The organism is Actinomyces johnsonii (assembly GCF_006546835.1).
GTDB classification, from domain to species: domain Bacteria; phylum Actinomycetota; class Actinomycetes; order Actinomycetales; family Actinomycetaceae; genus Actinomyces; species Actinomyces johnsonii.
The window spans coordinates 17,798-42,732 of record NZ_VICB01000022.1 but is presented as its reverse complement, the minus strand read 5'-3'; the positions used below and the strand labels follow the sequence as shown (position 1 = coordinate 42,732).

Genomic DNA, 24,935 nt, shown 5'->3' with positions numbered 1-24,935 from the left:
ACGGAGAGGGGGCGGGGAAACCGTGAAGCTCGCGACCACCCAGGCCGTGGCCCAGGCACTCGGGCGGGACCTGACCGACGAGGAGAACAAGCGGGCCGAGCACCTGCTGACCATCCTGTCGGCCAAGTTCTGCCAGGAGGCCCGGACCACCTTCACCCCGGTCACCTACACCCACCGGGTCAAGGTCAACGGCCGTCACGCCCGCCCCCAACGACTCCCGCTCATCACCGTCACCTCCGTCATCGACGACGACGCCCAGCCCGTACCGTTCACCCTCCGCCACGGCTACGTCGACGTCGACCTCCCCTCGGACCGGTTCGTCACCATGACCTACCAGGCCGGCCACACCGAGGTCCCCGACGTCGTCGCTGCCCAGATCGCCGACTCCGTCGCCCGGATCCTCAAGATCGATCCCAAGGCCGCCGCCGGAGCCACCCAGGCCTCCACCACCACCGGCCCCTTCTCCCAGTCCGCGACCTTCGCGTCCTGGACCATCGGCGGCCAGGCGATGCTCTCCCCCGATGACATCGCCCTGGCCCGCCAGTACCGCCCCCGCCGAAACGGCAACGTCTGGGTGGCAGGCACACGATGAGCATCATCGACGCCTTCCCCCGCAGCTGGGTCGTCGATATCCAGGTCACCGGCCCCACCCACCGCGACGCCGACGGCTACCTGACCACCACGGGCGACCCGGTCACCATCGAAGGCTGCCTCCTGGCCCCCGGCACCTCCGACGCCACCGGCATGACCGACAGGGCAACCGTCGAGGCCCCCGACGACACCGCCACCCTCTACACCCCGCCAGGCGCCCGGATCCGCCAACGGGACACCGTCACCGTCCCCACCGCCCACGCGCTCGCGGGCAGGTGGACGGTCGAGGCGACCCCGGCCCCCTACCCCCTGGGCCTGGCCGTCCCCCTCGCAAGGAGATGACCCCGCCGTGGCCACCAGCTTCAAACCCAACAGCGCAGGCATCGCCGCCCTCCTGGTCTCCGGGCCGATGCAGGCAGCCATGCTCGCCGCCGGCCAGGACGTCGCCGCCGAGGCCGCCCGCCGCGCCCCCAGGGCCTCAGGAGCCCTAGCCGCCTCCTTCCACACCGAGCCCACAACCGCCACCATCAAGACCAGAGGCGGCACCAGCCGCCGCGCCTCCGGCCGAGTCATCGCCGACGTCCCCCACGCCGCCGCCACCGAGTTCGGCCACGCCACCCCGGCTGGCACCCCCGTACCCGGCGCCCACACGCTCGGCCTCCTCGCAGCCGCCAAGTCCGCCCGAGGCAGGAGACGCAGATGACCACCTTCACCGACCCCGTCGCCGTCCTACGAGCCGCCACCACCCAGGCCACCGCAGCCCCCACCACCAGGATCCTGGACGCCGCCTTCACCACCGGCCCCATGCCCCTAGCCCACGTCCACCTCCTCAACACAGGCCCCACCGACGACGTCGACCGCACCGACACCATCGGCATCGACATCTACGCCACCACCCCCACCAGCCCCCACCAGGAAGGCGCCACCGCGCTCGCGGAGCGTCTGCTGTCCGCCCTGGGTGAGTCGCCGGTGGTGAGTGGTGAGGGCTTCGTGGACTCCGTGGAGGTGACGAGCTGCTTGGGAGTGCGCCCTTACTTCGAGGCGGTCGAGGTCGTCTCGATGATCCTGTCCGTCACTCACCGTCCGCTCACCTGAACCCGCTCCGAAAGGAACCCGCCTCATGGCAACCACCACCATCGCCGCGCTGAAGAAGAAGCACAACCGGCGCGGCAATGTCCGCAAGGGTCTGAACGCCGTCTCATTCCTGGCTCCCACCTCCGTCGACCTGCCCGAGGCCCTGACCGATGCCGGTGGTCAGCTCAAGGAGCTCCCCGCCGGCTGGTTGCCGGTCGGCCTGTTGTCCAAGGACGGCGTGACGTTCTCCGCCGACGCCAGCGTTGAGGAGGTCGAGGCGCTCGGCTACGTCGAGTCCGTGCGCACTGACCTGGTCAAGGCGCCCAAGACCGTCAAGCTCAGTGTGCTCGAGCCCTACCGCAAGCACCTGCAGCAGCTCGTCTACGGCGTCGACCTCTCCCAGGTCAAGGCCAACAAGGACACCGGCGAGATTGTCTTTGATGAGGCCCCGCTGCCACTGCTCGAGGAGTTCCGGCTGCTCACCATCATGTCCGATGGCCCTGCCGACGACGAGTGGCTTGTCGGCCGAGGCTTCCCCCGCGTCAAGCTCGGCACGATCCCCGAGGAGGCGTGGAAGTCGTCCGACCCGGTCCAGTTCGACCTGGAGTTCTCCGTGTTCTCTGATGAGGTCCTTGGCACGCCCTGCCGCCACTACCTGGGCGGCACTGGTGCGATCAAGCACCTGGACGCCATTGGCTTCGAGAAGGCCGCCTGAGCTCGGTCTCTCGCCTCATCGTCGAGCCGGCGGCCGCTGATCTCCCCGGCCGCCGGCTCGACCACCACCCCACAGGGGAGATCCCGCACGCAAGGAGGACTCCGTGCCCACACTGACCAAGACCATCACGACCGACGACGGCGCTGACATCACCCTCGAGCGCGTCACCGACGACCCCGCCGAGATCACCACTCTGCGCGCCTCGGGCTGGGAGCAGGTCTCCGGCAACACCGATGACGCGGCCGGATCAGGCCCCAAGCCCACTCCGCCCGTACCGCCCGTGCCGGCAGCTCCGACCAAGGCCCTCACCACGCTGTCCTGACCACCAACCACACCAAGGGAGATCACCCATGACCACGAAGCCGACCCTGACCCTATCCGCCCTGGAGAAGATCGACGGCGCCGCCGACCCGGAACCCTTCACCCTCGGGCTCAAGTCCAAGGTCGTCACCTTTCCTGACCCTTTCGCGCTGAGCGTCGAGGAGAGCGAGAGGCTCATGGCCGACCTTGAGGGGACCACGTCGATCAAGGAGACCCTGAACCGGTGGCTCAGCCAGGAGGACGCCGAGCTCATCGTCAAGAGCCTCAGCGTCCGCAAGGTCCGTGTACTACTCGCGCAGGTCAAGAAGCACTACGCGGCATTCCTGGGCGACGAGGGGGAAGGCAACGCCTCCGCGACCGCCTGACCCGGTACCGGAGGCCCATCACCCAGGACCTCGCGGAACAGGGCTGGGACATGCCGGCCCTGTTCCGTGCGCGGCGCTGGACCTTCCTGCTCGACCTCATCGACGGACTGCCCAGCCACTCGCGCACCATCTCAGCCATCCTCAACGACACCGACCGGGCCGAGCTGATGGCCGAGGCCATCCTCGCCCAGGAGGACGAGGACGACGCCGAGGAGGAGAGCGCCTCTTTGGTCGGCCAGACCCCCGAGGTCCGCATCCTCCAGGACATCGCCGACATCCTCATCTCCACAGCCGGAGGCAAGGAGACCTACCCCCGGCCCGTCCCCGTCGTGACCGCTGTCGTCGAGGAGATGCGCACTTCCCAGACCCTGGCGGCCGCGAACGATGTCATCGCCGTCCTAACCCCCTGGGCACTCGAGTAACCCGCCCCATGGGGCACCACACAGCTCACGAGAGGTGGTGGTGCCCCATGGCAGGCTTCCAGGCAGGCACCGTCTTCGTCGACGTTGTCCCCTCCATGAAGGGCTTCCTCAAGGAGATCAACGCTGACGTTAAGTCTCAGATGCCCACAGCCGGCAATGAGGCGGCTCGTTCCTTCGCCGACGCCTTCAAGAAGACCACCTCCTCCACCGGCGCTGACATCGCCAACTCCTTCGCCGACCCGCTCGGCAAGACCACCGCCCGTCTCAAGCAGGAGGCCACCACCGCCGGTCAGGCGCTCGCCTCCGCCCAGAAGGAGGTCGCCGCCTCCTCGGGCAACCTGGCACAGGCCCGTAGCCGTGAGGAGGCCGCCGCCAAGTCCCTGGTCACCGCGGAGAACAGCCTCAACCAGGCCCGCGCCTCGGGAAACGCCGCCCAGATCGCGCGCGCCGAGGAGGGCTACGCCCAGGCCCTGGACCGCTCCAAGGCGGCCAACAAGGCTGCGGACCAGGCCGCAGCCGACCACTCCCGGGCCATGGGCAAGGCCGCCACCGCCGCCCGCGACACGGACCAGGCCGTCGGCGCTCTGGCTTCCAAGACGGGCCGGACCAAGCGTGAGGTCGCTGAGGCCAACCCCGCGCTGAAGACATACGCCACCAATCTCGGCCAGGTCGACGTAGCCGCGGAGAAAGCCGGCGTGGCCACCGCTCAGACGGGCGCCAAGGTCTCCTCCGTCGGCGCCCTGGCCCGCTCGGCGATCGCTCCTGTGCTCGCCCTCGGCGCGGCTGTCGGCATCGGAGGCTTTGCCTCGGAGGCTATTGAGGCGTCCGACGCCACCGACAAGTTCGTCTCGACGCTTCGGTTCTCCGGCCTGGACACCTCGACTATTGACCGGCTCAAGGAGTCGGCCCAGAAGTACGCCGACGAAACCGTTTACGATCTAGCGGATATTCAGCAGATCACCGCACAGCTGGCGTCAAATGGCGTCGATGGATTCGATAAGCTGGCAGAGGCGGCAGGCAATTTAAATGCTGTCGCAGGCGGGAATGCGGACACTTTCAGGTCCGTCGGAATGGTTATGACCCAGACCGCCGGTCAAGGAAAGTTGACGACGGAAAATTTTAATCAACTTTCCGATGCCATTCCTGGCGCTTCTGGGAAGATTCAGAAGGCTTTGCTCGATATGGGCGCCTACACCGGAAACTTTAGGGATGCGATGCAAAAGGGGGAGATTTCGGCTGACGAGTTCAACGCCGCGATCCTCCAGCTCGGCTCTGATGAGACGGCGGTCGCGGCCGCCAGGTCCACCAAAACGATCGAGGGCGCCGCAGGCAACCTTCAGGCCACCGTCGTCGGCGCGATCAAGGACCTCATTGACTATGTCAAGCCCGCCATCACAGGCCTGATGGGGTGGATGGCCGACGCCATCGGCGGCTCCGTCACCTGGATCAAGCAGCACAAGGACGAGATGCAGGCTCTCGCCATCGGCGTGGGCGTCGCCGTCGCCGCGTACGCGGGCTTCTCCATCCTCACCTCGGTCATCACCTGGATCAGAAACACCACCTTAGCCCAGCACGGTCTCAACGCCGCCATGAGGGCCAATCCGATCGGCTTCGTCATCACTGCGATCGCCCTACTGGTCACCGGCTTGGTGCTCCTGTACAAGAAGAATGAGGCATTCCGTCTCAAGGTGCAGGAGCTCGGCAGGACTGTCGTCGAGATATGGCAACAGCACATTCAGCCAGCCATCTCGGCTGTCTGGGACTGGATCTCCGGGACTCTGCTTCCTGGTATCCAGTCGGTCTGGAATCTTCTGACGAAGGGGGATTTCGACGGGAACCTGTTCGGCTTGGAGGAGGACTCCGCGTTCGTCGACTTCCTCCTTACCCTGCGGGAGGGGGCTATCGCAACCGGGGAGGCGATCTCGAACGCCTGGACCAACGTCATCCAGCCGGCCCTGTCCGCTCTCTGGTCGTGGGTCACGGGCACGCTAGCACCAGCGCTGGCGGACTTCTGGACTGGCGTGGTCCAGCCGGTCTGGAGCGGGTTCGCCACCGTGGTCTCCACGGCATGGACGAACGTCATCTCGCCGGTGCTGAGCGGCCTGTGGTCGTTCATCTCGAACGTGCTGATCCCGGTGCTCCAGTTCCTCTGGGTGAACGTGGTCCAGCCGGTCTGGAGTGGGTTCGGCGCCGTGGTCTCCACGGCGTGGAACTCTGTGATCTACCCAGCCTTGTCCGCCCTGTGGGGTTGGCTGACGACCTCTCTGGTGCCAGCGCTCCAGGGCCTGTGGAACACGGTGCAGCCCGTCTGGCAGTCGATCTCCTCGGTGATATCAGACGCATGGAACTCTGTGATCTACCCAGCCTTGGTGGCGTTCTGGGGGTGGATCAAGAACACGCTGGCGCCCGCGCTTCAGGAGTTCTGGACCACCGTGGTCCAGCCGGTGTGGACGTCCATCTCCACCTTCATCGCCTCGGCCTGGACCAACGTCATCCAGCCGGCCCTGTCGGCCCTGTGGTCGTTCATCACCGGGGTGCTCGTGCCGATCATCCAGTTCCTCTGGGTGAACGTGGTCCAGCCAACCTTTCAGCTCATTGGCGCTGCGATCCAGACCGCGTGGGAGTGGGTCATCAAGCCCGCACTCATGGGCCTGTGGATGTTCATCTCGACCGTCTTGGCCCCGATCTTCATGTTCCTGTGGACCAACGTCGTCAAGCCGGTCTGGCAGGGCATCTCCACGACCATCTCCACGGTCGTGGACTTTCTGTCCGGTACCGTCTTCCCGAAGATCAAGACTGCGATCGACAACGCCAAGTCCGGATTCGAGACCTTCAAGTCCGGCGTGCAGACCGCGATGAACGCCATCAAGGGTGCCGCCGCCACCCCGATCAATTTCGTGATCAACACCGTTTACACCGGGGGCATCAAGAAGATGTTCGACACGGTTGCGGAGAAGGTGGGCCTGTCCCTGCGCTTGCCGAGTGTCAGTGCAATCCCGGGGTACGCCTCGGGCGGCCAGTGGCGGACCATGATGCCCGGGTACACCCCTGGCAAGGACGTGTTTCACTTCTACTCGCCTGACGGCGGCGGCGCTATCCGCTTGTCGGGCGGCGAGGGGATCATCCGCCCGGACTCATTGCGGGCCCTGGGCGGCAAGGACTGGCTGGACCGGGTCAACGCCTCCAGGGGGCGGGGACTAGCTGACGTTGGCGACACCGGCACGAGGCGCGGCCAGGTCTCCTTCGCCAAGGGAGGCATCTGGGAGCGTGCGAAGGGATCGGTGTCGTCGGCTGCCAGTTGGGTGGCGAATGCGGCCTCTGCGGTCGCGGACATCGTTTCCGATCCGATCGGCGCGATCACCGACCTGGTGATCTCCCCGGCCAAGGCCCTTCTCAGTTCCACCGGCTCCAGCTTCTGGGCGCAGGCGGCGGCCGCGATACCGCCCCTGTGGTTCGAGTCGCTGAAGAACATCTTCAAGTCCAAGACCGAGGAGTCGGGCCTGTCCGGAGGCTCCGGCCTGGTCGGCGCCGCCCGCAAGGCGATCGGTGTCCCCTATGTCTGGGGAGGCAGCTCGATCCCGCCAGGCCTGGACTGCAGCGGCTTAGTGTACTGGGCCGCGCAGCAGCTCGGCCTGGGGTGGCCCCGGTTGACGGCGGCCGGATACCAGTCCGGGTCGACGCCGATCTCATGGAATGCGGCCGTGCCCGGCGATCTCCTGTTCTGGGGCTCGCCGGCGCATCACGTCGCCATCTTCGCCGGTGGCGGCAAGATGGTTGAGGAGCCCCGGGAGGGGCTGTCCGGTCGTGAGGTCTCCATCTGGGGCTCACCCACGGTGGGCCGCTACGGGGGTGCCCGGAAGTACGACGCCGGTGGCTGGCTGCCTCCGGGTGTGAGCACCGCGGTCAACCAGACCCGTAGCCGGGAGGCGGTCCTGACCTCACGGCAGTGGTCGGATGTCTCCGCTCTCGCCGTTCAGGGGGCCTCGAACGAGGCTCTGCTGGCAGGTCTGGATGGAACGGAGGTCCGCCTCGTGGTCGATGACTCCACAGCGCTGGACGCACATGTTGAGGTTATCGCCGCCGGGGTCCTGGATCGCCGCGCACGGACTCTGGGAAGGGGACGACGCTGATGGCACGGACGAACCTTTTGAAGAATGGAGCGTTCAATAGCCTGGCCGGGTGGGCCGCCGGCCAGGCCGCGCTCTCCGTGGACTCCGGGCAAGCGCGGGTGATCCCGTCATCGAGCAAGTGGACGCTGTCTTCCTCACAGCCGGAGGTGAAGCCGGGCCAGTGGGTTTCTTTCGCAGCGGATGTCACCACTGGCGGCTCCCCGGTAGACCTGTGCTTGTGGATCGTTGCCAACGCCGCGATGGAGGCGAGGGTCTCGGCTCCGGCTAGGAGCGCGGGCCGCGTCGTCGTCACTGCGCAGGCCCCGGCCGGCGCCAGCGTGGTACGGCCCGGCCTGGCCGCACCAGCTAGCGGGATCGCAGCCTATCCGCCGATGTCCTCCACGGACGCGTGGAAGTTGGGGGCGGCTGTCTCCTCGGCGGCGGGCTCGTGGACGGTGCCCACCGGAGCAGACGTGTCAGATGGGAGGGCGACCGTCACTGGGACCCTCCACCGGGGCATCCCAGCTGCGTCCGTCGCCGGTCACACCCTGACCCTGTCATGGAGCGCCGTATCGACCGTGGCCGGCACCCTCATCCAGAGGGGCGGCTTCCACGGCGTCACCAGTGACGGCGTCCTGAAGAAGGCCTACCTCGGGAGGGGATTCCAGAGCCTGACGGGCTCGCCAGCCGCCGACAAGGCCACCGTCACCATCCCGTCGGCCCAGACCCTGGCCGCTGACGGCATTGAGGTCCTCTATCCTGTCTTCTTCCTGGCCGCCGGGGTCAGAGCCACCCATGTCGAGGTAGTCGACGAGACAGCCCAGACCCTCTGGGTCGACAACGCGATCCTCCAGATCGGGGATACGCGGGAAGACGTGTCCAACACTGCGTTCTTCGACGGCGATACCCCTCCGGTCAGGATTGGCGACTCCGGGCGGGCTCTGGTCCACTCCTGGACCGGCGTCCCGGGAAGCTCCTCCTCGCGCGAGGAGGTCGGTCGGTGGCCGATCTTCACCCTGACCGCGATCATCCCCGACGGCGACGGCCCAGTCGTGCAGGTAGTCGTGCCGCCTTTACTCGCGCGCTCGGGGACCACGGTAAAAGTTACCGGTCACACACCGGACGGATTCTCCTGGACGGTGCGCGGCAGTGGCCGCATGGGCGAGAACTCTCAACTGGTGCTCGGTGACGCGTTGGCCCCCGTCAACACGCCACTGACGTACCGCATCGTGCAGTCCTGGGATGGGCAGACGGTCGAGTCAACGCCAGTCACGCGCCCTTGGTCGGGGCGATCCCTGATGACCGACGCCATCGGAGCCAGCCGCCTAGACCTGATTTGGCAGGGGGACGACGCCCGGACCCCGGACCAGCGGATCACCGCTCATGAGATCCCGGGACGCTCGACCCCGGTTATGGTTTTTGCGCCGGTCATGGGTGCAGGCACGGTCTCGCTGACGGCCCGTACGAGCGGGGCGCACACGCAGACGATGACGGCACTGGCGGCCCGCCCGACCGTCGCGCTCCTGTTCCACAACCCCGCTCACTGCGTCCAGTGCCGCCGCGGTGCCTGCGACGTGCCACTGACGACGGTCATGGCTCTGACCTCGATATCCCAAGCCCGCACATCCCGCCAAGACCGGGCGGAGCGGGCCTGGACCATCAAAGGCACCATCTGCTCGATCCCGGAGCCGCAGCGCATCGTCGGGGTCTCCACCTGGGACGACTTCGACGCAGCGTCCCTGACCTGGGCACGGCTCGATGCCATGGGCCTGGACTGGGACGACTTCGACACCACGATCTGGCAGGAGGTCAGGTAACCGTGCTCCAACGCCCCGACATCCCCGCCGACGCCATGACCAGCGTGTTCTCCTGGGAGGCCCGCGTGGACTCATGGCTCGGCGGGGCCTGGCTGGGGCGAGTGCCCGTCAAGGCCGGCTCAGTCACCTGGACGACAAGTCAGCAGGTCCAAGGCACCCTGAGCCTGACAGTCCCCAGGGTCGGGGCCGCCGACCAGGACGAGAACTCCCGCGACTGGACCCCGCTCGCACCAGACTCGCCGCTGGCGACCATGGGACAGGTACTCCACGTGCAGGTCACCGTCTCCTCCCTCGTCTCCACCGACCGGTGGGACGTCCCTCTTGGGCGTTTCCTCATCACCCAGTGGGAGGTCGGTGCCACAGATATCCGCGTCACGGGCAAGTCCCTACTCCACCGACTGGAGGAGGATCGCCTCACCTCCCCGACCGTCCCCTACTCGCGCGGCACGCTCGCCTCCGAGCTGCGCCGCCTGACCGGCGGCCACATGGGCGTCGTCATCAGCGACGACCTCATCAACCGTCCCTGCCCCTCCATGTCCTGGGGAGAGTCCCGAATCGACGCGATCTACGAGATCGCCGACGCATGGCCAGCACGACTGCGCGAAGGCCCCGACGGCGTCCTCTACGCCCTCCCACCCGTCCCAGCCATCACCGAGCGCCCCAAGACGACCCTAACCGACGGCGAGAACGGCACCGTCATCGGTATCACCCGCCATGGCTCCCGGAACGGGGTCTACAACCGCATCGTCGCCCGAGGCCAGGACCAGAACGACGCCGGGCAGCCCCGCTTCCAGGCCACCGTCGACCAAGCCGACGGCCCCCTACGGACCTCCGGCCCCTACGGCATCTCCACCAAGTTCTTCAGCTCTCCCCTCATCACCTCCACCACCGCAGCCTTCCACGCTGCCTCCGCGATGCTCGCCACTTCGGTCAGGCAGAAGACCACAGTCCCCGTCACCCACGTCCCCAATCCGAACCTCACCCTGGACACCCCCGTCGAGCTCACCGCCTCCAATGTTGACGGCGCGGCCACCATCAACCAGTGGGGAATCATTTCCTCCACCGAGATCCCCCTCATCTACAGCGGCACATCCCGCTCCGACGTCGAGGTGGCGACCACGACATGAACCTGCCCATCCTCGACCTCCTTAGCACCGCTCCAGCCGACGAGAGCCCCCGCACCGGCTCCGACCGCACCATGGTCGCCGTCGCCCGCGTCCTCGACGTCGCCGACGGCGGCACCACCGTCACCGTCTCTCTCCTCGGCTCTGCAGGCATCAGCCTGCCAGCCACCGCCTCCACCTGGACCGGCGTCGCCACCGCACACGTCCTCCTCGACCCCGACACTGGACGACCCATCCACGTCCTCGGCCCAGCCCCAGCCCCCAAAACCGCCCCACCCACATTCAAACCCCCCACACCCACCACACACACCATCACCTGCACCGCCCACCCCGCCTGGACCGGCACCCACGCCCCCACCGGCTGGGGCCGATTCAACGCCGCCGTCGTCGGCCACCCCCGCGACCTCAGCCAAGGAAACGCAGGAACCGGCACCCTGACCGGTCTGGCCACCTACGGCCAGCAGATCCCCGCCATCGGCGCCACAAAAATCACCCGAGCCACCCTCACCGCCACAGGAAACGCCGCCAACCCCGGCAACTGGAGCGCAGTCCTCCAGTGCGCCACCTACACCGACGCCGGTCCCCAACCCACCGGCCCCCAGACAGCGGCGATCATCGCCAACAACCAGACCACCACAATCGACGTCACCGCGCTCGCGGCTGGCCTTCTTGATGGTCAGGGGATTGCCCTGGTGGGCACGGTCTACGGCGGTCTCCGTGGCCTGGGGGACTCGATGGTGCTGTCCCTGGAGTGCGAGGTGCAGCTATGAGCGGAGGGTGGTCGGTGTGCGGCCTGTGTGGTGCCGTGATCGCGGATATACCCGGCCATGTTTATTGGCATGAGACGGGTGCGCTTGAGTTCATCTCCGAAATAGTTGATGAGCTCAGACGGACATCGCAATCCGGTCCTGGCCCAGGTGAGGCCGAGTCAACCGCCCTTAAGGCCGCTTCCGCGGCAGGAGAGGAGTAATCACATGCCTTCCATTGATGTTAGAGGTCATCAGGTGCCAAATGGGAGCGAGCCTGCGTCCAGGCAATCTATTCTGGAGTTCTCGCGCTCGGTCCCGTCAGTCAAAGCGTGCGCGTCAGAGGCTGCCGCAATCCAGCATGTCGCCGCTCTCAAGGCCGCGGGGGTCAAGATCTCTGAGGTCTACCCAGTGTTCGTGTGGCGCACGGATATCCATGCACTTCTGGTGTGGGATGGCCTCCATTGGTCAGGGACGAGCCGGCTCCGCATGGAGGCCCAGCAGTCCGGGGACCTGGGGCTCACATACACGCCACAAGGACCTCATGACCTCAGCATGTTCAAGATCGGTCGTATCGCCGGGTTCACCGACAGCCTGGAGTACGGCTCGGGTTGGCTGCCGTTCCAGACATTTGCCGAGCCGTTCCCAAATTCGTGCGTGGCGGTTGTCTTCCAGCCGATTTGGAACAACTCTGTGAAGTGGCAGTTCACGTCAATGACTCCGCCAGCGGTCTACGACCTCGATCGGACGGGATTCCGGGTCATGTTCCCTAATGAGAATGACAAGTCTCGCGCGCATGCACTTATGTACATCGCTGTCGGATTCTGACCATCCACCTTTCATGCTCCCCCCATTGGTGGGGTTTTTTTATACCTGAATATGGAAAGGAAACAACAGGCATGTCTGTTGCAACTGTTGCGGCTGGGCAAGCTCGCTACTGGGCCGAGGCCGGTCCGGAGAAGGCGCAGGGCGGCCCGTTCAGCGTGGGCTATTCGCAGCCTGCCAGGTGCACTGTCTTCAAGTACAGCGACGAGAAGGGGTGGCTGACTGCCGATGCGGCCGCCGACTGCTCCAGTCTCGTGTGCGGTGCCCTTAACTACGGGTTGCACGCCGTCTGCGGTGTCCCTTGGGGGCATCCCGCGCTGCTCGAAATCGATGCGTTCTGGACCGGGAATCTACGCGCCGGGATGGAGGCGCGGGGTCTTGAGGAGGTCCCCTGGGCTGACTCGGACCTGTACCCCGCCGGTGGTTTTCGAACCGGTGATGTGCTCCTGTCCTCCAAGCCCGAGGGTGGCGTCGGCCATGTCGTCATGATTACCGACGCCGCTGGCGGCATCTTGTCTGAGGCGTGGGAGGACTCTCAGGGCTCCGACGGGTGGGACGACCCGGATGAGCCCGTGGGCGACCAGACCGGGGGCGAGACCCGAAGTGTGGACTACGCTTCCCACCCGTATACGCAGCGGGGCGTCTGGACATCCTGTCATAGGTTCAATCCGGCTAAGTTCGCCCAGCAGTGGTCTGAGTTCGCCTCCACCACCCCGGTACCGGAGCCCCAACCCGCGCCTGCCGCGCCGTCCTCGAGCGCACTTACTCACGGCGTCGACGTCTCGAGCCACCAAGCCGGTATCAGCTTCTCTGCGACCCCCGCCGACTTCGTCATTGTCAAGGTCAGTGAGGATGATTTCTATGTCAATCCATCGCTGAACGACCAGGCGGCCAGCGCCGTGGAGAATGGGCGGCGGCTCGGGCTCTACCACTTCGCCCGCCCCGGCGATGCTGTCGCCCAAGCGGATTACTTCCTGGACAACGCCGGCGGTTGGGTCAGCGAGGCCACCCTCTGGCTCGACTTCGAGGACAACGCACTACCCCAGGGGCCCGGCTGGGCGCTCACCTGGCTCGAGCGGGTCAAGGTCCGCACCGGCAAGACCCCCGGCATCTACCTGAACGGGAATGGCTTGAACAGCAGCGACTGGTCCTCCGCCGCTGCTCAGTACCCCCTCTGGTATGCGGACGGCCGCTACTACAGCGACCGACACGACGGGTACGCGCCCCCGGATAACCCGGCCCTTCCCTACTGGGGCACCTGCCTGTGCCACCAGTACACCGATATGGGCTACCTGCCCGGCTGGGGCGGGAACCTCGACCTCAACCGCTGGAACGGCACGGCCGCCCAGTGGGACGCCATGGCCGGCACCCCGGCCGCAACCCCTACAGATACAGATGAGGAAGACAACATGAAGATTCTTGGCTTGGATTTCGGAGACGGCACCTACGGATATGCCCGTCTCACCCCCGGTCTGGGCGCTCATTCCATGACGCAGTCCACGGCCGATGCGTTCTACCGCGCCGGTTACCGGACAGTATGGGTCTCCGGCGAAGACTTCAACACTTTGGTGAAGGACTCGTGGGCTCAGTACAACGTATTGTTCGGCGGCCTGGCGGGCAAAAAGGATATTGAGGCGGCCACTGCGGCTGTTTTGGAAGCAGTCAAGGCGGCCGCTACGACCGAGAAGCCCGAGCCACAGGGAGGCGTCCTGTGAGCACGCTAGTCTCAGACCCTTTCGTCACTACCGTTGTCCTGGGGATCCTGTGGCCTCTGGTGCAGGCGGCGCTGGACCGTCCCTGGTGGACCCGGGGACGCCGCGTCGCCCTCGTGGTCGCTGCCGCCGTCGTCCTCACGGCTGGCGCGTGGGCCATCAGCGCCTACCCCCTGGCCGCCGAGACGCTGTCCGCCCAGGCTGTTCAGTTCCTCGGCTTCGCTTGGCTTGCTTTCCAGGCCTTGTCCCGCATCAAGATCGGTGGCGTTTCCATCCTGAGCTGGGCCGGGATCCTTACTCCCGGCGGTGAGACCCGGGAGGACTACACCCCCAGCCACGGGGACGACACCCGGAGCGGGACGGGACTCTGATGAGCACCGTCATGCCGTCGCACCCCCTCGTGGAGGTCTTCTCCTCGCAGGAGGTCGCGGCGGCAGCGGGGGTCTTCCTCTTGGCTGTCATCGGTCTGGCCACAATGGGCGTGCGCTGGGCGCGCGCCTGGGTCGAGTCCCAGATCGGGGCCCTGCACTCGCAAGTCGCTGAGGTCGGAGACCGAGCCAAAGGAGCCAGAGAGGCGGCAGAGCAGGCAGTGGATGCCACCACCAACAGTCACGGCACCCACATCCGTGACGACCTCGACGAAGTCCGAGCTGCAGTGGATACGATCCTCAAGCGAATGGATGCCGCCGAGCTCGCCCGCATTCAGGAGCGTGACACCCGTGAGAGACGGGACCGCCGCGCCGAGGACCAGATCGACGGGATGCGCGACGACATCCGCGCCCTGACAGCCTCGGCCGAGCATGCCCACACCCGTCTCGACGAGCGGATCGCAGCGTTGGAGACGGCCAGATGATCGCCGACGTCGTCGCCCGCACACTCGCCCAATGGACGCCAGAGGATCCGGCCTCCTGCGACCCTGCGTGGGCCGAGACTATGCGCCAAGACCTCGAGCAGGCCCAGGACCTGCTCACCGAGGCCATCGCCAGCCTCAGCCAGTCGGCCTCGATGGGCGGCTGACGCAGCGACACGATGGCGCCCCACCACCCTCGCTGGGTGGTGGGGCGCCATTCTGCGTTCCCAAGTACTGTACCCATCCTGTACCCGCAGCAGGCAATGATAGGAACTTTTCGTTGGAAAATCAGTTGCTTGTGGAGATGGGGGGAATCGAACCCCCGTCCGACGGACGCACAACAGGACTTCTCCGGGTGCAGCTCGCTAGCGATTTTCTCGGCCCCGGCATCTCACGCGAGCAAGGACGCCGACGGGCTCAGTCGATGAGAAGTCCCAAGAGCCCTACCGACACGGGCTCTCAGCAGTGGCTTCCTAGATGACGTCAGGAACCGGGGCGGAAGCGCTCCCCGGGCTGACGGACTTCGAGGCTCGCTCAGGCGGCGAGGGCGAAGTCGGTGCGAGTGTTATCGGCACCTATTGGTTCGCGCAGAGCGTTGACGAGATGACTGCGCATCCTCGACCCGCTTCTCCTGAACCTACGACCGTCGTCGAAACCGATCATCCCCTGTGGAGTTGTCACCGGTCTGCCGAAGCCTGACCGGAACGTGCTCTCAGCGAAGCCAGATGATCCTAGCAGACAGAGAGCGATCACCGTCGGAGGACTACACCACACAATATCTCGGCAACCTGGTCACCTGCGGCGATGGTGGGTCAGTGACTCGAACGAATATCATGACAGAACAGACCGGTTGCCTCGTGGTGGCCTCGGTCCTCCTCTGCACAGCGTCAAGGAGAGTGTCATGGACACACGCCTGTTTCCTGCCCTGGGCCGCGAGATCCGAGTCATCGGCACTGGTACGTGGCAACTGGGCATTGATCTGAGCGAAGTCGATCCTTCTCATGCCTTCAGCAATCTTGATGCTGCGTGCGCCTCGGGGGTCACCTTCATCGATACGGCCGACGCCTATGACCACGGCGCCTCAGAGAGGTTCCTCGGCGAGTTCTTCTCCGCTCGTCCTCGCACCGGACTCACGGTGGCCACGAAGATGGGGAGGAGCAGTGGAGAGAAGACGTATCCCACCGACGCCTTCAGTCGAGACCGTGTTCTTCACTGGAACGACCGCTCCCGGAAAAATCTCGGCACCGAGACCATCGACATTGTCCATCTGCATGCTCCTCCCATCGAGCTACTTCAACGCCAGCACCTGTGGGAGCTCCTCGACGAGCTGGTCGAGACCGAGCGGATACGCTGCTACGGAGTGAGCGTCCTCACCTGCGCCGAGGCTCTCGAGGCGATCCGGCACCCGGGTTGCGCGAGCGTGGAGATCATCGTGAACGTCTTCCGGCACAAGCCCCTGGAGGAAGTTCTCCCCGCTGCGCGCGAGTCCGGGACCGCAGTGATCGCGAGGGTTCCGCTACCTGATGGGCTGCTGTCCCATAACCGTCGTCGTGGTAGTACGCCCGCACCGCCCGGATCAGTGGCGGCCCTCGACGCCGGCTGGATCTACTCCGTGGTCCCCGACGAGGTGGGAATGCAAGCCGCCCACGAGTTCTCCGGCCTGTGCCGCCGGCTCGGCCCCGAGCATGTTCCACCGGTCCAGGTCGCCCTGCGGTGGCTCCTGGATCAGGAGGGCATCACCTGCATCCTGCCTGACGCTCATAGTCTCAATCAGATACGCTCCAACGCCCGTGCAGCCGAGCTGCCACCGCTGAGTCAGGAGATGCACACTGCGGTGAGAGAGCTCTACAACCGTCTCATCAGGCCCTACGTACACCAGCACTGGTAGGACCGGACGACACGAGGGAGGGCCGCGCAGGCTATACAAGCCGTGCGGATGATCACGGCGGTCTCAGCCCCGACGTCGGTTCGCGGCCGCCATGGCCCTGGCCGCCTCCCGCTTGTCCTGAGCCTCGCGCAGCGCCTGACGCTTGTCCCAGTCCTGCTTACCCCGGGCCAGGGCGATCTCCAGCTTGGCGCGCCCGCCGATGAAGTACAGCTCCAGCGGAACTACGGTATAGCCCTTGGCCTGAACCCGGCCGGCAAGACGCTCGAGCTCGCTTCGGTGCAGGAGCAGCTTGCGCTTGCGACGCGGGGAGTGATTGTTCCAGGTTCCCTGCAGGTACTCGGGAATGTGGGCGCCCTGGAGCCATGCTTCGCCGTGACGGTCGATCTCGATCCAGGCTTCGGTCAAAGAGGCCCGCCCCATGCGCAGTGCCTTAACCTCTGTGCCGGTGAGAACCAGCCCCGCCTCATAGCGGTCCTCGATGAAGTAGTCGTGGGTCGCCTTCCGGTTACGGGCCACCGTCTTGTGGGCGTCGGAGGCGGCCTTGGCCCTCTGCCCGGCAGTGGGCTTGGCGGCCCGGGCGGACTTCCCGGCGGGTGTCATCGGCCTGTCCTTTCACGAGTGCGAGCTGTTGGCGTGCACGACGACGCGCAGGAACAGGAGTCTACGGGGCCCGTCAAGGGCGACTCGACTAGAATCCGGGCAGGGACATCGGATCGATGTAGACCCCGTCCTGAGCCACCTGGAAGTGGACATGCGGCCCGGTTGCGTAACCGGTCGATCCGGTCGAGCCGACTACGTCGCCGCGATTGACGTACTGGCCGTCGGCGATGGTCCGCCCCGAAAGGTGGCACAGGGTGATGACATAGGAGTGTCCGTCGATGATGCCGCCGTTGATGTCGATGCCGATGCCGCAGGACTCGGAGTTCCAGTAAGTGGCCACCCCGGAGACGGCGGCGTACTGCGGCGTGCCCTCGCTCGCGGCGAAGTCAACCCCCTGGTGCCCGGTTCCGGTGCCGGTGACCGGGTGAACGCGGTAGCCGAAGGGCGAGGTCACCTCCAGCGGACCGGTGATCGGGTGGCCGATGTACCCGTCCCCTAGAGAGTCCGAGGCTATCGAGCTGGAGGGGACAGATGGCATCGTGCCGGCGCTGGCCGCAGCCCGGTTGGCAGCGTCGATCTCCGCGATGCGAGCCGCAGCGGCCGCCGCGTCGGCGTTGGCCTGGTCGAGCTGTGTCTGCAGGTCGCTCTTGCGGTTCTCCAGCTCTGTGGCGGCGGTCTGCTTCTCAGCGGTCAACTTGGCGACTTCATCCCGCTTGGTCTGGGCCGAGTCCCGGGCGGACTTGGCGTTCGTCTCAGCGGTATCGGCCTCGGTCTTGAGCGTGCCGACCCGAGTGGTGGCTGCGTTCTGCCTGGCCTCGCGGTTGGCGTTCTGAGCGCGCTCAACCTCAGCGGCGGAGAGTACCGCCTCCTGAACCCCGGAGCCGATCTCGACGGCAGAGGCGCGTTGGTTGAGATCCTCGACGTCCTGCGAGGCGAGAACGTAGCTCCATGAAGTAACCGAGTTGTCTCCCTGGTAGGTGGATACCACGATCTCCGCCACGGAGTCCGAGGTCTCGGAGGCGGACTTCTTGGATGCGTCGGACTCTTGCTTGACCGTGTTGAGGCTGTTCTGCGCAGTAGTCAGGCGGTCACTGGCGATCTGCTGCTCACGCTCCTTCTCGGCCAGCGTCGCCTCAGCACCGGTCAACTCGGTCTCCGCCTCGCTCAAGGAGGTCTGGGCGTTTTGCAGCGCGATGTAGGCCTGCCCCAGATCGGCACTGACCCCCTCGAGGGAGGAGATCACCTCCTGCTGCTTGCGCTGCGCCTCATTCTGGTTCGCAACGGCGTCATCACGTTCATCGGCCAGGGAGACGTCACCCGAGTAGAAGAAGGCCAGGCTGACGGCGGCGAGTGCGCATACCGCGGCGCGCCGACGTGAGCGGCGGAGGAGCAGACGAGACAACATGTGAGATCAGACCCTCGTGTACTTGGACAAGGAGAAGGCGGACGAGACCGCGGCCAGGGCAATGGCGGCCAGGATGAGCCAGGGCGATAGGAGGAGGACGTCCCTGGTGCTGATGAAGGCACTCGTGAAGGAGATCGAGGAGGCGAGCCATCCCTCCACGACATAACGGACCCCTACCCACAGGGTGACCACGGCGAGGATCGCGCCGGCGAGGGCAGCGATCACTCCTTCCAGGATGAAGGGCAGCTGGATGAAGAGGTTCGAGGCGCCCACCAGGCGCATGATCCCCGTCTGCCGGGAGCGGGACATGGCCGACAGCCTGATGGTCGTTGAGATGAGCAGGACAGCGGCCACCGCCATAATGGTCGCCAGTCCTCCTGTGATCCAGGAGGCCCGGTTCATCACGAGGAAGAGGGGCTCCAGGGTGGATCGCTGGTCGACCACACGTTCCACGCCGCTGTGTCCCTCGAACTGTTCGGCCACCAGTTTGTAGTTCTCCGCGTCCTTGAGCTTGATGCGGAAGGAGACGGGCATCATGTCCTCGGTGGCGTTGCGTCCCACGGCGGACTTGGCGTAGGCCTTCATGAAGTTCTTGTAGGCCTGGGCCTTGGTCTCCATCTGATAGGACTTGACGTAGCCGGAGGGGGCGCCGCTGGTGATGAGCCTCTGGACCTCACTGATCTGTGCAGCGGTGGCCTCACCGTTGGCGCAGTTGGAGGAGGCCGACGACTTCGGGCACATGTAGACCGAGACCTCGACCTTGTCGTACCAGTCGCCCTTCATAGTCGATATCTGGCTCTGCAGCAGCGATGAGGCGCCTACGAAGAGGAGGGACACGAAGGCAACAAGTATGACGGATACCGTCATTGCCAGATTGCGGGACATGCCCTTGGCGGTCTCCGAGAGGATGAAACGCAGTCTCACAGTTCTTCTCCTTCAGCGGTCCGAGCCGTAGACACCACGGTCCTGGTCGCGCACGACCTCGCCGCCCTTGAGCTCGATGACGCGCTTACGCATCTGGTCGACGATTTCGTCGTCGTGCGTCGCCATGACGACCGTGGTCCCCTGCCGGTTGATGCGGTCGAGCAGACGCATGATCCCGACTGAGGTTGAGGGGTCCAGGTTCCCGGTCGGCTCATCGGCCAGGAGAAGCTTGGGCCGATTGACCATGGCACGGGCGATCGCGACGCGTTGCTGTTCGCCTCCGGAGAGCTCGTGCGGGAGGCGCTTCTCCTTGCCCGCCAGCCCCACGAGATCAAGGGCCTCCGGCACGGCAGAGAGGATGTAGTGGCGGGGCTTACCGATGACCTGGGACGCCAGCGCCACGTTCTCCAGGACGTTCTTGTTCTCCAGGAGCCGGAAGTCCTGGAAGACGAAGCCGATCTCTCGGCGCAGCTGGGGCACCTTCCACGAAGAGATCTGCGACAGGTCACGCCCCAGGACGTGGATACGGCCCTTGGTGGGCCGCTCCTCCCGCAGGACCAGACGCAGGAAGGTCGACTTCCCGGAACCCGAGGCACCCACGAGGAACACGAACTCATCGCGGTTGACCTTGATGTCGACGTCGTCAAGCGCCGGACGCGCCCCGCGTTTATATACCTTCGAGACGTGGTCGAAGCGGATCATCTGCTCGTTGCTCCCCTGCTGCGCCCCGAGCACGGCGCCCGGGTTCATGGCGATATGGCCACCGTATGCGCCGACACGCCATTTTCCGTCCGTGACACGCCCAGCATCGATGTGGCTTGTTCTGGCAACGACAAGGTGTGATCCTCCTGTGATCGAAAGGCTCGTGGGCGACCACGTTCCAACAGCTCGCCGACCATGCGGCCTAGGCTTGCGCACATGAGTGAGATCTCCTTGTCCCACGCGTTGTCACGGACCTTCGAGGAACGCGTCGATCTGGGGTCCTGGGCGCGCTTCACGCCGTCGCTGGCCGGGTTCCTAGATGAGGTGTGCATGCCGGCTTCGAGGTCCGCCGCGCAGCGGGGAGAAGCACCCGAGTCCGTTGCCGAAGCCGTCTTCGATCCGGCAGGAGGGACCCTGCTGCTAACCGCCCCGACCCCCATCGTCAAGGCCGAGGAGCTGACCCAGGAGGGGAGATGGACACGACTGCTGTCACGGCTGACAATGGCCGCTCCCCCGACTCCTTCACCCGACTTGCCGGGCGTCGTCCTCGTCGGTCGCTCCGACGGGGTCGAGGTGTCTCTCCCGGAGCTCGATGCGCAGGGGCGAGTGCTCCTCGGCCCTACCGAGCGAAGAATCCTGGGAAGGATCGGATGGCAGGAAACCGGGCACGTCTTCAGCCGGTTACTGACCGACAACGATGAGACCGCCGAGTTGGTGACCCGCATTCTCATTGAGGTGCTCGAGGTCGCCCACCCCGCAGATCTCGACTATCTCCTTCGCGCACATTCCGACGTCAGCTGATCGGCGCCGCCTGTTCTACGAGGTCGTCGGCGAGCTCATACGCGGGCCACTGCTCCTCGGTCCGAGGGGAGACCGGGCCGACGACGAAGGGCTCGGGGCCCTCTGGCAGCGTCCCGCAGGAGTCGGGTGGGCTTGCAGGGGCTCCAACCTCCTGAGCGACGGATGCCACAATGCCGTCGGCTGTGGCCGGGGTCTCCCAGTGATCTGATGCAACGTGGTACTCGGGATCCGCCTCGGGCCCGGTAGAACCGGTACCGGCTGCCGAGGGGGCAGAAGGCGCTGACTCCGAGGCCCGGACTCGCGCGAAACGCGACTCTCCCCTAGTCAGATCGTGACCCGCAGCCTGCAGCGTGATGACGTTGGTCTCGTGCTTCCTGCCGTCGCTCTCCCATGACTCCTGAGAGAAGCGTCCAGTGAGCAGAACCGCATCGCCTTTGCGCACCGAGTGACTCAGATTAGCGGCGAGGCGGCCCCAAGCCTTGGCTGTGAACCAGATCGTTTCGGCGTTGTTCCACCCCTGATCGGTGCGGTAGGTCGGTGTAACGGCGACGCGAAAGCGGCAGTAGGGACGGGCCTTGTCCCCGACACGGGACAGGACCGGATTCGTTCCGACGACGCCTTGAACGGTGAGGTCGAGCTGACGAGTCATGAGAAGGCTCCTTGGTCGTGGGCGGGCGACTCTCTGCCGCCCCTGCACCACCACCGTGCTCGCTTCACCCCTCGGGTGCCCAGCGGTCCCTGCTCCCAGTCCCCGCCCGAATGCCGGTGAGTGCAGGACCGTCGCCTGTGGCCACCGGAAGGCTGCGGAGTCCCAGGGGCTACAACCCCAGGGAGGCCTGCAGCATCCGGTGCTTCTCCAGAACTCTGGCGGCAGGCCTGCTCAGCCCTCGCTCGACCACGGACTCCAGGCGGGCGCGCACCTGCTGCCCATAGCGTTCGGCCTCGCGACGCGCCCTGGAGCGACGGCGGACAGTGGCCACAAGCGCGGCCATGATCCCGAGGACGATGAGGCAGGCGGAGACGATCTCAACACTGTGACTCAGCGCCTCGATCCCCTCCCGGACCACAGAGGCGACCAGCCACGACACCCCGCCGATCACCAGGAGCAGACCGCCCCACCACAACAGATCGATCACCGGCTGGCGATGCCCCGGCAGCGGAACGGAGCCGACCGCCTCAGCGGTCTGTCCCGCCAGGGTCTCGGGCGGGATCACGGATGACTCCATGCTTCGCGCCCAGGCGGGCGGCAATCCCTGCGAGGTGCGGTGAACCCAGGTCGAGTGGGCCGAGGCCACGGCAGTGCGCGAAGGCGGCTCGGGGCGGGCCAGCGCCCTGGGCAGGACCTTGGACAGGCCGGCTCTGACCGAGTCCTCCACCGCCTGGGCACCGGAGGCCTGCAGCAGCACCTTGGTAGCGTCCTCGGTGAGGTCGGCATTGAGCTCCACCTTGTCCTTGGCCACCGTGGGACGCAGGCGACGAGTGATCGCATCGAGCTCGGCCGACGCCGTACGAGCCGCGTTGGACTCCCGTGCGACGCGCTGGCGCAGCAGGCCGCGCATGACGTCGAGATTGTCGCCGCGCACCGCCGATACCGGAAGCACCTGGACCCGGCTGAGGCCGTCCTCCTTGAGCAAGGATCCGACGTCGTCGAGCAGGCTCGCCAACCCGCTCTCCGGAAGGGTGTCCACCTGGTTGACCAAGACGAGCATGTCCTCCTGGCGGGCGCCGAGCCCGCGCAGGTAGCCGTCGTGAAGGGCGGCATCGGCGTACTTCTGAGGATCGACGACCCACACGAGGATATCGGCTAGCGGCACGAGCCGGTCCACCTGCAACGAGTGCTCTGTCGTCACCGAGTCGTAGTCGGGCACGTCGAGCAGGACCAGACCGCCCATACTCCCCTGGTCCTCGGCGTCGAGAATCGAGTCCCGCCGGATCCGTCTCTCCGAGGAGACCCCGAGGAAGTCCAAAAGGGGGCCGGCGTCGTCGCCCCAGGAGCAGGCCGCGGCTCGTGACGTCGTGGGCCGACGGGCACCGACATCCGCGAAGTTCAGCTGGGTCAAGGCGTTGAACAGGGATGACTTGCCCGAACCGGTGCCGCCGAACAGTGCCACGACGGTGTGGTCCACGCCCAGGGCAAGGCGCTGCGCCACGGCATCAAGCGCCTTGTGAGCGGGGATCGACAACGAGGCCGGTACCTCTGTGGGACACATGCGCAGGGCCTCGCGAACCGCGTTCAGGCGGGCGTCGAGGTGCTCGGCGTCGAGCACCTCGAAGTCCGTCTGCGCGGTGGACACGGATGTGCGGGGAGTGTCGGGTCGGCTCATGCTGTGGCTCCGGGGCGGGTGAAGGGCTTGAGCTCGCCAGAGCGCAGACGCAGCGCAGCGGCGAACCCGGGCGCGGGGGCGAGCGAGGTCGCAGCCCCCTTGGGGACGGTTGCGGTCAGCGCCTCCGTGACCGCCTCCACCAGGAGAGCACCGGCCTGGACGGTCTGCTCCTCCAGTCCCAGACGCCCGGCGGCTGAGACGACTCCGTCGACACCGGCGGCCGCGGAGATGAGGAGGTCGACGACGCTGGTGGGGCTCAGTCTACGAATATCGCGGGGAATCTCGATATTGGCCTCGAGGTAGCCGACCCAGGCATCGATGGTCACTGCCGCTTCATCACCCTGCTCCAGAATCTTGCGCGCCCGCTCGCCGGCTCCCACCTCGTCCCAGGCACGTTCCGCCTTGGTGCGCAGGGCAACGAGCGCGGCCTGAAGCTGGTTGGCGAGGGCCTCACGGGCGTCGGCGGCCAGCTGGGAGAGCCCTTCGGCACGGGCCTTGTCCGCCCGCCCCAGGAAGCCCCTCCGCAGCCTGCCCCCCTGAGCTAAGGAAGCCAGTGGGCCGCCCGAGGAGGCCAGAGTGATCCAACGGGTGGCGGTGGCCCCCTGACCTGCGGAACCCGTCTTGATGTCGGCGCTCAAGGACTCGATCGCCGCTTCCCTCAGCTCCTGGCACTTCTTCTCCAGGTCCCGCGCCACCGCCTCCTGGGCATCGACGTCGTCAGCCAGCCGCTCCAGCTCGGTACGCAGAGTGCTCCACACGCCCCTGCCCGTCCGACGCACGAGTCCGGCTGCGCGGTGACGGCCTGCCAGGAGTCGAAGCCAGTCCCGCAGCTCGGTTACTCCCTCACCCGACAGAAGCCCCTCATGCGGTCCGGCGTCCGGAACGACGAAGAAGGGTGCCTCCGACAGCCCCAACCCCTGCAAACGGGTGATGAGATCCCGGCGCACTTCGGCCAGGATCGTCGCCGGCACCCGATTGAGAACCACGCCGATGGGGGTCTCGCGTCGAGCGGCCTCCTCCAGGGTCATCCAGGGCGTCTGGTCGCCGTATCGCGCCGCGGTGGTGACGAAGAGCCACAGGTCGGCGGCCTCCAGCAGCCTGCCCGCCAGCGCCCGATTGGCCTCGTGAACGGAGTCCAGGTCAGAAGCGTCGATGAGCGCCAGACCCGCCGGGATGGCAGCGGACACCTCCTGACGACAGACCTCTGTCAAAGGGTGTTCGCTGAGCGAATCCATGTCCTCGGGGTTGGCCACCAGGACCGGGATCCGAGTGGTGGGCCGCAGTACCCCCGCGTCTGAGACCTCCTGACCGAGCACAGAGTTGACGAGTGTCGATTTTCCTGCGCCCGTGGAGCCCCCGATCACCACGATGGACGGGATGTCCGCGTCTTGAAGGCGGGGAATCACCTGATCTCGGACCTGTCCGATGAGACCATCGCGCAGCGTGCGCGCAGCCTCGACGCCGGGGGCGCTCAGGGCCAGGTCGAGACGCTCGAGGTCCCTGACCAGGTCAGAGAGGACATCGAGGAGCTGAGCGCGACTCAGCGAGGAGACGGGGGCGTCGTCCTCGGAGGGGCGCGAGGGGACAGGAGCGGGCATGTGCCAACACTATGAGCACAGC

At 66.3% G+C, this 24,935-nt stretch carries 26 protein-coding genes and 1 other RNA gene; 19 read left to right on the top strand and 8 right to left on the bottom strand.

Features of this window, described 5'->3' with window-relative positions; genetic code table 11:
• Nucleotides 1-22 precede the first annotated feature (22 nt).
• The 17 genes from FK256_RS14350 (at nucleotide 23) to FK256_RS14340 (ending at nucleotide 14,838) form a co-directional block, all read left to right on the top strand.
• Nucleotides 23-592: a hypothetical protein gene (locus FK256_RS14350; RefSeq protein ID WP_021606580.1), complete on the top strand. Its 570-nt coding sequence runs from the start codon at nucleotides 23-25 to the stop codon at nucleotides 590-592.
• Nucleotides 589-933, top strand: a complete 345-nt coding sequence (locus FK256_RS12320) for a hypothetical protein (protein ID WP_021606581.1) — start codon at nucleotides 589-591, stop codon at nucleotides 931-933. Before FK256_RS14350 ends, FK256_RS12320 begins: the two co-directional genes overlap by 4 nt.
• A gap of 7 nt (nucleotides 934-940) precedes the next feature.
• Nucleotides 941-1,294, top strand: a complete 354-nt coding sequence (locus tag FK256_RS12315; RefSeq protein ID WP_021608042.1) for an HK97 gp10 family phage protein — start codon at nucleotides 941-943, stop codon at nucleotides 1,292-1,294.
• Entirely contained in the window at nucleotides 1,291-1,686 is a 396-nt protein-coding gene (locus tag FK256_RS14345) for a hypothetical protein (RefSeq protein ID WP_021604836.1), read from the top strand. The genes FK256_RS12315 and FK256_RS14345 overlap by 4 nt, the downstream gene beginning before the upstream one ends.
• Before the next feature lie 25 nt (nucleotides 1,687-1,711).
• Nucleotides 1,712-2,380 (top strand): hypothetical protein, encoded by a 669-nt coding sequence (locus tag FK256_RS12305; RefSeq protein WP_021604835.1) that lies wholly within the window; start codon nucleotides 1,712-1,714, stop codon nucleotides 2,378-2,380.
• A gap of 103 nt (nucleotides 2,381-2,483) precedes the next feature.
• The gene (locus FK256_RS12300; RefSeq protein WP_021604834.1) at nucleotides 2,484-2,702 is read left to right on the top strand and encodes a hypothetical protein; all 219 of its coding nucleotides are present in this window, start codon (nucleotides 2,484-2,486) and stop codon (nucleotides 2,700-2,702) included.
• 28 nt (nucleotides 2,703-2,730) lie between these two features.
• Nucleotides 2,731-3,066, top strand: coding sequence for a hypothetical protein (locus tag FK256_RS12295; RefSeq protein ID WP_141424958.1), 336 nt, complete (start codon nucleotides 2,731-2,733; stop codon nucleotides 3,064-3,066).
• A gap of 50 nt (nucleotides 3,067-3,116) precedes the next feature.
• Nucleotides 3,117-3,488, top strand: a complete 372-nt coding sequence (locus FK256_RS12290) for a hypothetical protein (RefSeq protein ID WP_021604832.1) — start codon at nucleotides 3,117-3,119, stop codon at nucleotides 3,486-3,488.
• 47 nt (nucleotides 3,489-3,535) lie between these two features.
• Nucleotides 3,536-7,618: a tape measure protein gene (locus tag FK256_RS12285; RefSeq protein ID WP_141424957.1), complete on the top strand. Its 4,083-nt coding sequence runs from the start codon at nucleotides 3,536-3,538 to the stop codon at nucleotides 7,616-7,618.
• Nucleotides 7,618-9,414, top strand: a complete 1,797-nt coding sequence (locus FK256_RS12280; RefSeq protein ID WP_141424956.1) for a hypothetical protein — start codon at nucleotides 7,618-7,620, stop codon at nucleotides 9,412-9,414. Before FK256_RS12285 ends, FK256_RS12280 begins: the two co-directional genes overlap by 1 nt.
• Before the next feature lie 2 nt (nucleotides 9,415-9,416).
• The gene (locus FK256_RS12275; RefSeq protein WP_141424955.1) at nucleotides 9,417-10,541 is read left to right on the top strand and encodes a hypothetical protein; all 1,125 of its coding nucleotides are present in this window, start codon (nucleotides 9,417-9,419) and stop codon (nucleotides 10,539-10,541) included.
• Nucleotides 10,538-11,308: a hypothetical protein gene (locus FK256_RS12270; protein ID WP_141424954.1), complete on the top strand. Its 771-nt coding sequence runs from the start codon at nucleotides 10,538-10,540 to the stop codon at nucleotides 11,306-11,308. The genes FK256_RS12275 and FK256_RS12270 overlap by 4 nt, the downstream gene beginning before the upstream one ends.
• A 204-nt stretch (nucleotides 11,309-11,512) precedes the next feature.
• Nucleotides 11,513-12,112, top strand: a complete 600-nt coding sequence (locus FK256_RS12265) for a hypothetical protein (RefSeq protein ID WP_141424953.1) — start codon at nucleotides 11,513-11,515, stop codon at nucleotides 12,110-12,112.
• A gap of 71 nt (nucleotides 12,113-12,183) precedes the next feature.
• Nucleotides 12,184-13,824 carry a GH25 family lysozyme gene (locus FK256_RS12260; protein ID WP_141424952.1) on the top strand — a complete coding sequence of 547 codons (1,641 nt, stop codon included), beginning with the start codon at nucleotides 12,184-12,186 and terminating at the stop codon, nucleotides 13,822-13,824.
• Nucleotides 13,821-14,192, top strand: coding sequence for a hypothetical protein (locus tag FK256_RS12255; RefSeq protein ID WP_021604823.1), 372 nt, complete (start codon nucleotides 13,821-13,823; stop codon nucleotides 14,190-14,192). The genes FK256_RS12260 and FK256_RS12255 overlap by 4 nt, the downstream gene beginning before the upstream one ends.
• Nucleotides 14,193-14,203: 11 nt before the next feature.
• A complete protein-coding gene (locus FK256_RS12250; RefSeq protein ID WP_141424951.1) occupies nucleotides 14,204-14,674 on the top strand; it encodes a hypothetical protein in 471 nt (156 codons plus the stop codon).
• The gene (locus FK256_RS14340; RefSeq protein ID WP_021604821.1) at nucleotides 14,671-14,838 is read left to right on the top strand and encodes a hypothetical protein; all 168 of its coding nucleotides are present in this window, start codon (nucleotides 14,671-14,673) and stop codon (nucleotides 14,836-14,838) included. The genes FK256_RS12250 and FK256_RS14340 overlap by 4 nt, the downstream gene beginning before the upstream one ends.
• A 129-nt stretch (nucleotides 14,839-14,967) precedes the next feature.
• On the opposite strand, the gene ssrA is transcribed toward FK256_RS14340, so the two are convergent.
• Nucleotides 14,968-15,338, bottom strand: a transfer-messenger RNA (tmRNA) gene (gene ssrA / locus FK256_RS12245).
• Nucleotides 15,339-15,572: 234 nt separating this feature from the next.
• On the opposite strand from ssrA, the gene FK256_RS12240 reads away from it, so the two are divergent.
• Nucleotides 15,573-16,559 (top strand): aldo/keto reductase, encoded by a 987-nt coding sequence (locus FK256_RS12240; RefSeq protein ID WP_141424950.1) that lies wholly within the window; start codon nucleotides 15,573-15,575, stop codon nucleotides 16,557-16,559.
• A 63-nt stretch (nucleotides 16,560-16,622) separates the two neighbouring features.
• Here the strand turns inward: FK256_RS12240 and smpB are convergent, their stop codons facing one another.
• The 4 genes from smpB to ftsE form a co-directional block, all read right to left on the bottom strand.
• The gene (gene smpB, locus FK256_RS12235) at nucleotides 16,623-17,159 is read right to left on the bottom strand and encodes an SsrA-binding protein SmpB (RefSeq protein WP_009233732.1); all 537 of its coding nucleotides are present in this window, start codon (nucleotides 17,157-17,159) and stop codon (nucleotides 16,623-16,625) included.
• Between the two features lie 88 nt (nucleotides 17,160-17,247).
• On the bottom strand, nucleotides 17,248-18,564 hold the full coding sequence (locus FK256_RS12230; protein ID WP_009233733.1) for a M23 family metallopeptidase: 1,317 nt from the start codon (nucleotides 18,562-18,564) through the stop codon (nucleotides 17,248-17,250).
• 6 nt (nucleotides 18,565-18,570) lie between these two features.
• A complete protein-coding gene (gene ftsX / locus FK256_RS12225; protein WP_009233734.1) occupies nucleotides 18,571-19,488 on the bottom strand; it encodes a permease-like cell division protein FtsX in 918 nt (305 codons plus the stop codon).
• Between the two features lie 12 nt (nucleotides 19,489-19,500).
• On the bottom strand, nucleotides 19,501-20,190 hold the full coding sequence (gene ftsE, locus FK256_RS12220) for a cell division ATP-binding protein FtsE (protein WP_009398449.1): 690 nt from the start codon (nucleotides 20,188-20,190) through the stop codon (nucleotides 19,501-19,503).
• Between the two features lie 216 nt (nucleotides 20,191-20,406).
• Between ftsE and FK256_RS12215 the strand changes: the two genes are divergently transcribed.
• Nucleotides 20,407-20,991 (top strand): TY-Chap domain-containing protein, encoded by a 585-nt coding sequence (locus FK256_RS12215; protein ID WP_009233736.1) that lies wholly within the window; start codon nucleotides 20,407-20,409, stop codon nucleotides 20,989-20,991.
• Here the strand turns inward: FK256_RS12215 and FK256_RS12210 are convergent.
• The 3 genes from FK256_RS12210 to FK256_RS12200 form a co-directional block, all read right to left on the bottom strand.
• Nucleotides 20,984-21,640, bottom strand: a complete 657-nt coding sequence (locus FK256_RS12210) for a single-stranded DNA-binding protein (RefSeq protein ID WP_141424949.1) — start codon at nucleotides 21,638-21,640, stop codon at nucleotides 20,984-20,986. The two genes, FK256_RS12215 and FK256_RS12210, sit on opposite strands and share 8 nt — an antisense overlap.
• Nucleotides 21,641-21,809: 169 nt before the next feature.
• On the bottom strand, nucleotides 21,810-23,315 hold the full coding sequence (locus tag FK256_RS12205; protein WP_021608033.1) for a GTPase: 1,506 nt from the start codon (nucleotides 23,313-23,315) through the stop codon (nucleotides 21,810-21,812).
• The gene (locus FK256_RS12200; RefSeq protein WP_141424948.1) at nucleotides 23,312-24,913 is read right to left on the bottom strand and encodes an ABC transporter; all 1,602 of its coding nucleotides are present in this window, start codon (nucleotides 24,911-24,913) and stop codon (nucleotides 23,312-23,314) included. Before FK256_RS12200 ends, FK256_RS12205 begins: the two co-directional genes overlap by 4 nt.
• Nucleotides 24,914-24,935 lie beyond the last annotated feature (22 nt).

Bases quoted from the DNA above. Each gene is read 5' to 3' on its own strand.
- FK256_RS12270 (WP_141424954.1), top strand. From the start codon at position 10,538: ATGAACCTGCCCATCCTCGACCTCCTTAGCACCGCTCCAGCCGACGAG.
- FK256_RS12210 (WP_141424949.1), bottom strand. From the start codon at position 21,640: ATGACTCGTCAGCTCGACCTCACCGTTCAAGGCGTCGTCGGAACGAAT.
- FK256_RS12250 (WP_141424951.1), top strand. From the start codon at position 14,204: ATGCCGTCGCACCCCCTCGTGGAGGTCTTCTCCTCGCAGGAGGTCGCG.
- FK256_RS12205 (WP_021608033.1), bottom strand. From the start codon at position 23,315: ATGAGCCGACCCGACACTCCCCGCACATCCGTGTCCACCGCGCAGACG.
- FK256_RS12265 (WP_141424953.1), top strand. From the start codon at position 11,513: ATGCCTTCCATTGATGTTAGAGGTCATCAGGTGCCAAATGGGAGCGAG.
- FK256_RS12320 (WP_021606581.1), top strand. From the start codon at position 589: ATGAGCATCATCGACGCCTTCCCCCGCAGCTGGGTCGTCGATATCCAG.
- FK256_RS12285 (WP_141424957.1), top strand. From the start codon at position 3,536: ATGGCAGGCTTCCAGGCAGGCACCGTCTTCGTCGACGTTGTCCCCTCC.
- ftsE (WP_009398449.1), bottom strand. From the start codon at position 20,190: ATGATCCGCTTCGACCACGTCTCGAAGGTATATAAACGCGGGGCGCGT.
- FK256_RS12280 (WP_141424956.1), top strand. From the start codon at position 7,618: ATGGCACGGACGAACCTTTTGAAGAATGGAGCGTTCAATAGCCTGGCC.
- FK256_RS12240 (WP_141424950.1), top strand. From the start codon at position 15,573: ATGGACACACGCCTGTTTCCTGCCCTGGGCCGCGAGATCCGAGTCATC.
- FK256_RS12295 (WP_141424958.1), top strand. From the start codon at position 2,731: ATGACCACGAAGCCGACCCTGACCCTATCCGCCCTGGAGAAGATCGAC.
- smpB (WP_009233732.1), bottom strand. From the start codon at position 17,159: ATGACACCCGCCGGGAAGTCCGCCCGGGCCGCCAAGCCCACTGCCGGG.
- FK256_RS12200 (WP_141424948.1), bottom strand. From the start codon at position 24,913: ATGCCCGCTCCTGTCCCCTCGCGCCCCTCCGAGGACGACGCCCCCGTC.
- FK256_RS14340 (WP_021604821.1), top strand. From the start codon at position 14,671: ATGATCGCCGACGTCGTCGCCCGCACACTCGCCCAATGGACGCCAGAG.
- FK256_RS14345 (WP_021604836.1), top strand. From the start codon at position 1,291: ATGACCACCTTCACCGACCCCGTCGCCGTCCTACGAGCCGCCACCACC.
- FK256_RS12305 (WP_021604835.1), top strand. From the start codon at position 1,712: ATGGCAACCACCACCATCGCCGCGCTGAAGAAGAAGCACAACCGGCGC.
- FK256_RS12230 (WP_009233733.1), bottom strand. From the start codon at position 18,564: ATGTTGTCTCGTCTGCTCCTCCGCCGCTCACGTCGGCGCGCCGCGGTA.
- FK256_RS12260 (WP_141424952.1), top strand. From the start codon at position 12,184: ATGTCTGTTGCAACTGTTGCGGCTGGGCAAGCTCGCTACTGGGCCGAG.
- FK256_RS12215 (WP_009233736.1), top strand. From the start codon at position 20,407: ATGAGTGAGATCTCCTTGTCCCACGCGTTGTCACGGACCTTCGAGGAA.
- FK256_RS12290 (WP_021604832.1), top strand. From the start codon at position 3,117: ATGCCGGCCCTGTTCCGTGCGCGGCGCTGGACCTTCCTGCTCGACCTC.